This window comes from Dorea sp. BIOML-A1 (assembly GCF_009875615.1).
GTDB classification, from domain to species: Bacteria; Bacillota; Clostridia; order Lachnospirales; family Lachnospiraceae; genus Dorea_A; species Dorea_A amylophila.
In genome coordinates, this window is the sequence record NZ_WWSA01000051.1 from 1 (window position 1) to 7,187 (window position 7,187).

General features: G+C 33.9%; 7 protein-coding genes. 3 read left to right on the forward strand and 4 right to left on the reverse strand.

What is annotated here, in order from left to right; translation table 11 throughout:
* Positions 1 to 62: 62 nt before the first annotated feature.
* On the forward strand, positions 63 to 704 hold the full coding sequence (locus tag GT508_RS13995) for a class I SAM-dependent methyltransferase (protein WP_016718069.1): 642 nt from the start codon (positions 63 to 65) through the stop codon (positions 702 to 704).
* A gap of 158 nt (positions 705 to 862) precedes the next feature.
* On the opposite strand, the gene GT508_RS14000 is transcribed toward GT508_RS13995, so the two are convergent.
* The 3 genes from GT508_RS14000 to GT508_RS14010 all read right to left on the reverse strand — a co-directional run bounded on the left by GT508_RS14000 (position 863) and on the right by GT508_RS14010 (position 3,844).
* On the reverse strand, positions 863 to 1,171 hold the full coding sequence (locus GT508_RS14000) for a TIGR04104 family putative zinc finger protein (RefSeq protein WP_048557823.1): 309 nt from the start codon (positions 1,169 to 1,171) through the stop codon (positions 863 to 865).
* A gap of 528 nt (positions 1,172 to 1,699) precedes the next feature.
* A complete protein-coding gene (locus tag GT508_RS14005) occupies positions 1,700 to 2,326 on the reverse strand; it encodes a MarR family transcriptional regulator (RefSeq protein ID WP_161144489.1) in 627 nt (208 codons plus the stop codon).
* A gap of 234 nt (positions 2,327 to 2,560) precedes the next feature.
* A complete protein-coding gene (locus GT508_RS14010; protein ID WP_161144490.1) occupies positions 2,561 to 3,844 on the reverse strand; it encodes a plasmid recombination protein in 1,284 nt (427 codons plus the stop codon).
* An 818-nt stretch (positions 3,845 to 4,662) separates the two neighbouring features.
* Here GT508_RS14010 and GT508_RS14015 point away from each other — a divergent pair.
* Entirely contained in the window at positions 4,663 to 5,241 is a 579-nt protein-coding gene (locus GT508_RS14015) for a cupin domain-containing protein (RefSeq protein ID WP_000559143.1), read from the forward strand.
* Positions 5,242 to 5,448: 207 nt separating this feature from the next.
* Positions 5,449 to 5,985, forward strand: a complete 537-nt coding sequence (locus GT508_RS14020; protein WP_012552737.1) for a cysteine hydrolase family protein — start codon at positions 5,449 to 5,451, stop codon at positions 5,983 to 5,985.
* A gap of 605 nt (positions 5,986 to 6,590) precedes the next feature.
* Here the strand turns inward: GT508_RS14020 and GT508_RS14025 are convergent.
* Positions 6,591 to 7,187, reverse strand: a 597-nt coding sequence (locus tag GT508_RS14025) for a MarR family transcriptional regulator (RefSeq protein ID WP_161144491.1), incomplete at its 5' end; no start/stop codon positions are given.

Consider the following 7,187-nt stretch of genomic DNA (forward strand, 5'->3'; position numbering starts at 1 on the left):
CATATGTGATATTAGCAAATAAATGTTATAATTAGTTAATTTGTGTATAAAGGGGGATATTTATGAAGATGTATTATAGCGAACGAGCCCATGAATATGAAAAGGTTTATTTTAGAAACGATCCAATTCGCCAAGAAGAACAAACTCTTATTCAACAGAAACTTCAAAAACTATTTACAAACCAATCTATTTTAGAAGTAGCATGTGGGACAGGCTATTGGACACAGTTTATAGCTAAAACAGCAAAACATATAACAGCCATAGATTATTCCAACGAAGTATTAAACATCGCAAATCAAAAAGATATTCTCCCTTCTAAAGTGAATTTTCTTCAAGGAGATGCCTACCAACTTGATAAAATCCCTGGGAACTTTGAAGGATGTGTTGCAAACTTTTGGTTTTCACATATACCAAAGTTTAGAATTCAAGAATTTTTAAATCAATTACATGATAAGCTTGGGCCTGGAACAACAGTTTTTATGGCTGATAATATTTATACAGAGTCCATAGGTGGAACTTTAGCGCATAAAGAAAATGACCCAAATACATATAAAATAAGGACTTTGGACAATGGAACCAAGTATGAAATCATAAAGAACTATTACACTGAGGAAGAACTAAAAGATATATTTATCCCTGTTTCAAGTGATTTACAAATATATATGGGACAGTGTTTTTGGTGGGTATCCTACAAAATTAAATGAGAAAATTTAACTTCTGATAACGGTAATTATGTAAATAAGCTGTCCATATGGACAGCTTATTTTATGTTTTTGCTTAGCGTGGTTTTTTTCTACAATGCTGGCGGTACCCCTATCCTTGTCTTTTTTATCAAAATCACTTTATCTATATTCTCATTTCATCAAAACAAAGCTTCTTCATTTTTTGTTACCTCAATAAGAAATGGTACCACTAACATAACTAAAATAGAGTAGATAATTAATAAAGAAACAGATATTATCGTTGAAATTTGTAGGGCGATCAAAATTACAAATAAGATAGGGAGAAGTGCTACTAAGAGAAATATCCTCTTTTTAGATTTAGGAGTAAAAAATAATTTATGATGGCATTGTGGGCATTGTAAAGGGTCTTTTTTTACAATCATCGTTTGCTTAAATGTCTGTGGCCAAGAAAGTTTATAATTACAATTAATACATTTTGGTAACTTCATTACAGTTCACCTCCTTACAATTATTTACAGAATATTGTAAAGGTATATTTTACAACTTAAAAGATTTAATGTTTGTTTTTTCTCCTTGTTTTTGGGTGTGAGTGCGAAGGCTGGGGTGAAGCGAAGCGAGGGGCTAGCCCCTTAAAATGCGTAAATATATATTGAGAAAGACAAATATTAGGAACGGAAAAGCTGGCGGTTCGGCGGGTATAATTGCTAGTCCAAGTCGAGCAACCTAAGTCCTCGTTTTTGGTCTGTTCGGCTTGGCGATATACCAACCCCCGGCGAATTTCGGAATGCAAGGAGAAAGGAGGAAGATTTTTTGAGTGGGGTTCTCAAAAAATACTCTCCGTTCCTTGTATGGAGAAAAGCCCTTATATAGAGAGTGAGAAGAGAGAGAGTTTTAAAAGTGGTATAAAGCATTGATAATACTGGTTTTTTTAGACTTTTTATGTGTGGCGTTTTTGCCACACATTCGTGGCGTTTTTGCCACACATAAAAAGAGTCAAAAAAAAGAATCGACTAATGTCAATTCTTAAATAATTTATTAGGTAATTGTTTTAATATAGGCATTTTCATAGCTTTAAAAAAGATAATTTGTAAATGCTCTGGAACATTATCCTTATCACCTGCAAAAATAACATGTGGATTCACAAACAAAGAATAAGCTTTTGCATTACTTCCTTCGATACCACTTTCAGCTTTTGCTAATATTCCTTTTTTCACTAATGCATTAACCAATTTACTGGTTCTATCTCTTGGTCTCTCAAGTTCCTTAGCAAGTTCTGAAATATTCATAGGTACAACATTCTTAGCTTTAACATCAAAAACAATAGAATTACTGTAAAAAGAAATATAAGGAGCAATATCTATTAAAAATCCTTTTTCGCTCAAAGTTAAATATTCTTGCTTACTTAAAAACTTCATGTTTTCTTGCATAATTTGAGCAAACCTCACTTTCGATTGAGGACTCTTTTTAGTACCTATGTAAATCTCTTTACCACCAGTAGCTTTACTTAACACCTTTAAAGCTTCATCTACTGCGTCTTGATCCATCCCATGATGTTCTTCTTCAAATTGTTTTTGCTCAATCTCTAAATCTCGTTTTCTTGCTTTTTCTTCAGCTTGTCCAAAGTTAATAATATTTTTTGTCATGTGTTGTTGCTCCTCTCATTTTGTGAGCACCAACATAAATACCAAAAATCATAATTATGGTATTACCCTAATAATAAAATTATGATAATCTATAAACAGACATTGATTTTTAGGTATTTTTGTTGAATACCCTTTGAAACGAGCCATGTTGGAGCATGGCTCGTTTTTATTTTATCACACATATAATCCCAAGAAATGGTCAAACAAAATTTAGAGAAACTTTTACTCACTTTGTTAAAAACGCTCCATGTCATGTCTCCGTTGTTTATGCTTCAGTTCCTTCTTGTGTTCACGCTCAAATTGATTGTCTACACCATTCATATCCAGTTCATTCTTAACAAGTCCTCTAAACGCCTTAAAATGCTCTCCAAGGACTTTTTTCGTGTTGTGGTATAAAACCTTTATGTTTTCCTTTAAATCTCTTATATGGGCTTTTAACGAGCTTATTTCCTTACGTAATTTTCGATTCTCATCTTCCAAATCTGTATTTTTGTTAATAGCTTCAACCAAACCATCTGCTAAACTATCAACTTTACCTTGTAATTCTTTATTTTCTCGAACTAAATCTGTACGCTGCAAACGCTCATAATCTTTTTTCACTGAATATCCAGCATTAATTATTCCTTGCACTCTTTTTAATTCTTTAGTTCCAACAATCCAATTCTCTGTTGGTTTTTCTACTTTTTCTTTTTTTAAAAAACCTTTATTAACAACCTCTGTTTTCTTCTCTCTCTCAGCTTTAATCTTGATTTCTCCTGGTAATCGTTCACTCATTTCTAACAATTTATTTTTCTTATTTGCCAAATCTTTTTCTAACTGCTGAATTTCTCTTTGTAAATCTTTTCTCTCTTTGTATTCACGAACATCTTTATAATCATTTGTGCCAACAATTTTTCGTTCAATACTACGCTCTTTTAACATTTCGCCTAACAAATTAACCTCTTTTTCTCGCCAATCATCAAAAGGACGAGTTTTATCTAATTTTGGATCTTGTTGCGTAATTGCTCGGTCAAATGATACTTGCTTTTCAAGTCCACGTTTATACCCGCTTGCTACTGGAACAAAATTCAAATGCATGTGTGGGCTCGCTTCATCATTATGAATGACTGCGTTATAAATTTTTAAATTTGGATTTCGTTTTTCAAATCCCAATAACCATTCTTCTAAAATTTCGTTAGCCTTTTCAAAATCTTGTTTACTAGAAAAATCATCTTTATCGCCAACTTGAATAATCATTTCTTGCTGAAGTGATGTTTTTTTACTGGACTGAATGTGTTTATAATAGTCATCAATTTTTCGGTCGTTACGTTTTTGTTTGGCGTTATAGTTCTCCAACACTTCTCCAAATTCTTCTCGATATAATTTCTTTAAATCTTTCTGAACAAGATATTTATTTTCGTCAGACCTTGAATAATCTATGTGCGAATTTTGCTCTTTTTCCTTCTCGCTCATTGTCCTGTTATTGTGTCTAATGTTGGTTTTGTTCGTTGCCTTCTTGAGAGAAACTGACATACTCATAACGAATCAACTCCTTGGTTCCACTATATCAAAAGCTTTGTTACCTTGGCAAAGTAACCTTTTCTGTATTGTGACATTCCGCTACGCTCCATGTACACAATGAAAAGGCTCTGCGAGGCTATGTCGGCCTCCGCCGATCCATGCCGAGGCATGGTAAACAAAGACCTCGGACTTTGTCCGAACCTACAAGGGGAACTCTTCCCCTAGACCCCCTTAATCCAACTCCCCAACCCCTCAATCCTTGAGGGGCTCCCTCGCCGGTTGGCAGGTCAAAAGGGTAAACCTTTTGACAACCCAAGAGGGTTGCATAGTGAGTGTGTCAACTCCTTATCCTCCCGTTCCCTTGCGGGTCCGGTCCGGTACCGTTGACACACGCTATGCAGCTACCTCTACCTAATTAAAAACCTAATTTTCTACTCAAGTAGCACTACATAGGTTCCCTTCTCTTTTGATTTATAAAATCAACATTCTATGAACTTGTTATTAAGGAGTACCACCAGCATTTTGAAAAAAACCACGCTAAGAGTATGCAAGATTTTATGCAAAAAATCGGAAGACATAGGGAACTATGGGGAGGCCGAAAAGCCCGCCATAATAGGAATGTATAAAAAAATGCATAGAATCATAGAAAAAGACAAAGGCGGATTCCTTGTGGGAATAGGGATCCGCCTTTGTCTTCACTACCGATAATTGTGCGTTATGTATACTAGATTTGTATAACATATTCATGTGTTTTTAATAAGTCATCTTGAATCTAAGTACATTCCCTTAACAAGTGCATAGAATAATTTTGTAAAAACGCGAAAGGATTGGGAAAAATGCACTATAATCCTTATATATACCCATATCAATATCTTTATTATGTTAATGTACCAATACCAATACCAATGTATAACTATGGAAGACAGTCTGTTTACCGGACTTTTCCTAATGAGATAGAGCATGCAAATAGATTTGATTCTTTTTGCTCTTCTAACAATGACAGAAGAATTTCATTAACAGATTATGGACCAAAACCATTTGTCGTTAATATCAATGAAGCAACGAAGCAAAACAATACCTATCGTACTGCTTTATGGACAGGAACACATTTACAAGTTACTTTAATGAGTCTCAATGTTGGCGAAGATATCGGTTTGGAAGTACATTCTAACGTTGATCAATTCTTACGTATTGAACAAGGCCAGGGGATTATTCAAATGGGCAAGAATAAAGATAATTTAAACTTTAAAAGAAATGTCTATGATGATTATGCCATAATGATACCCGCTGGAACATGGCATAATCTAACCAATACAGGTAATATTCCTCTAAAACTTTACTCGATATATGCTCCTCCTAACCATCCATTTGGTACTGTACATGTAACAAAAGCCGATGCCATGGTAAATGAATAAAACTATTAAAAATAATAAAAAGGATCTTAGATTGAAGATCCTTTTTTTATGCCAATAATGAGTGATTATGTAAACTAGCAATGTATATCGTATACAGTTGAAAAAGGCTAAATTTTGCAAGATAAGCCTATATAACATAAGATTTTAATTTGATATAATATTGTTTTGGATTTTTTTCCACACAACTTGACGGGGGGATACAATCAAATGAGTGAAAAAACGGCTTTGTTGCTTATCGATGTTCAAAACATCATGTTTTCTTATGAAGGTGGATCTTTATGGAATGAACAGCAAGTGCTTCAAAATATTACTTCTCTAAGAGAGAAAGCGCAGCAATCTAATGTACCAATTATCTATATACAGCATACAGACCCTAGTTCCGACAGTATACTTAGCGAAGGAAAGGACACATGGGAAATCCATCGGGATGTTCGCCCCTTACCAACGGATATAGTTATTCAAAAATCTTCTTGGGATGCATTCTATCAAACAACTCTACATAAAAAACTTCAAGAGCTTGAAATCGAAAAATTAGTCTTTGCAGGCATGCAAACTGAATTTTGTTTAGATACTACTTGTAGAAGAGCATATAGCTTAGGTTATAAAGAGAATATCTTAGTAAAAGATGCCCATAGCACATTTGATACGGCTGTGCTTTCAGCTTCTAAAATAGTAGAACATCATAATAATACGCTAGGTGGTAGGTTTGTTACATTAAAAGAAGTAAATGAAATTATATTTTAAGCTAATCAAGAACTTTTTAGAGACAAAAAACAGCCTTTCAAAGGCTGTTTTTTGTTCCTAGAACGAATTTTATGTAAATAAGCTGTCCATATGGACAGCTTATTTTATTTTTTATTTTAAACGATCGTCTTGTTTTTGGGTGGAGTGGTGAAGGCTGGGGTGAAGCGAAGCGAGGGGCTAGCCCCTAAGAACTTAACGTAACTGAATATAGAGTAAGCTTATTGCTTAGATCGATAAAACTGGGTGGTTCGGCTGGTACAATTGCTTGTTCAAGTCGAGCAACTTAAATTCTCGTTTTTGGTCTGTTCGGCTTGGCGAAAGTCAAAAACCAGCCGAAAAAAGTTTTGCAAGGAGGGAGCAAAGCGGACAAGGTGGAGATTTTTTGAATGGGGTTCTCAAAAAATACTACCTGTTCCTTTCGGAACTTTTAACCCTATATATAGAGTGAGAAGAGAGAGACTTTTAAAAGTGTAAAAAATGTTGATATATCAGTGTTTTTAAAGATTTTCGTGTGTCACAAATATGTGACACGTGTGTCACATATTTGTGACACACGAAATAATAAAAAATCGTAGTTATCGATTTGATAACTACGATTTTTATTTTCAAAAAAACTTATTAGGTAAATCCTTTAAAATAGGCATCTTCATAGCTTTATAAAACATAACTTTTAATGCTTCATTTACATTGTCCTTATCTCCTGCATAAACCACATGAGGATTAATAAATACTGCATAAGCTTTAGCATTATTTCCTTCAACGCCTGAATCACCTTTAAATAAAATTCCTTTTTTAACTAAAGAATTGATTACTGTACTTGTAGGTTGTCTAGAAGCATCTATTAATTTTGCAATCTCTGTAATATTTGCGGGTACAGGGTTTTTCGCTTTAATATCAAGAACAATACAATTACTAGAAAAAGCAATATAAGGAATTATTTCAGTTAAAAAAATCTTCTCCCTATCTGTTAAATATTTTTGCCTATACAAATAGCCTAGATTCTCTTGCATTGATTGAGCAAACCTCACTTTCGATTGAGGACTCTTTTTAGTTCCTATGTAAATCTCTTTACCACCAGTAGCTTTACTTAACACCTTTAAAGCTTCATCTACTGCGTCTTGATCCATCCCATGATGTTCTTCTTCAAATTGTTTTTGCTCAATCTCTAAATCTCTTTTTCTCGCTTTTTGTTCAGCTTGTCC

Excerpts from the sequence above, each read along its gene's own strand:
- GT508_RS13995 (WP_016718069.1), top strand. The coding sequence starts at position 63 with ATGAAGATGTATTATAGCGAACGAGCCCATGAATATGAAAAGGTTTAT.
- GT508_RS14000 (WP_048557823.1), bottom strand. The coding sequence starts at position 1,171 with ATGAAGTTACCAAAATGTATTAATTGTAATTATAAACTTTCTTGGCCA.
- GT508_RS14005 (WP_161144489.1), bottom strand. The coding sequence starts at position 2,326 with ATGACAAAAAATATTATTAACTTTGGACAAGCTGAAGAAAAAGCAAGA.
- GT508_RS14010 (WP_161144490.1), bottom strand. The coding sequence starts at position 3,844 with ATGAGTATGTCAGTTTCTCTCAAGAAGGCAACGAACAAAACCAACATT.
- GT508_RS14015 (WP_000559143.1), top strand. The coding sequence starts at position 4,663 with ATGCACTATAATCCTTATATATACCCATATCAATATCTTTATTATGTT.
- GT508_RS14020 (WP_012552737.1), top strand. The coding sequence starts at position 5,449 with ATGAGTGAAAAAACGGCTTTGTTGCTTATCGATGTTCAAAACATCATG.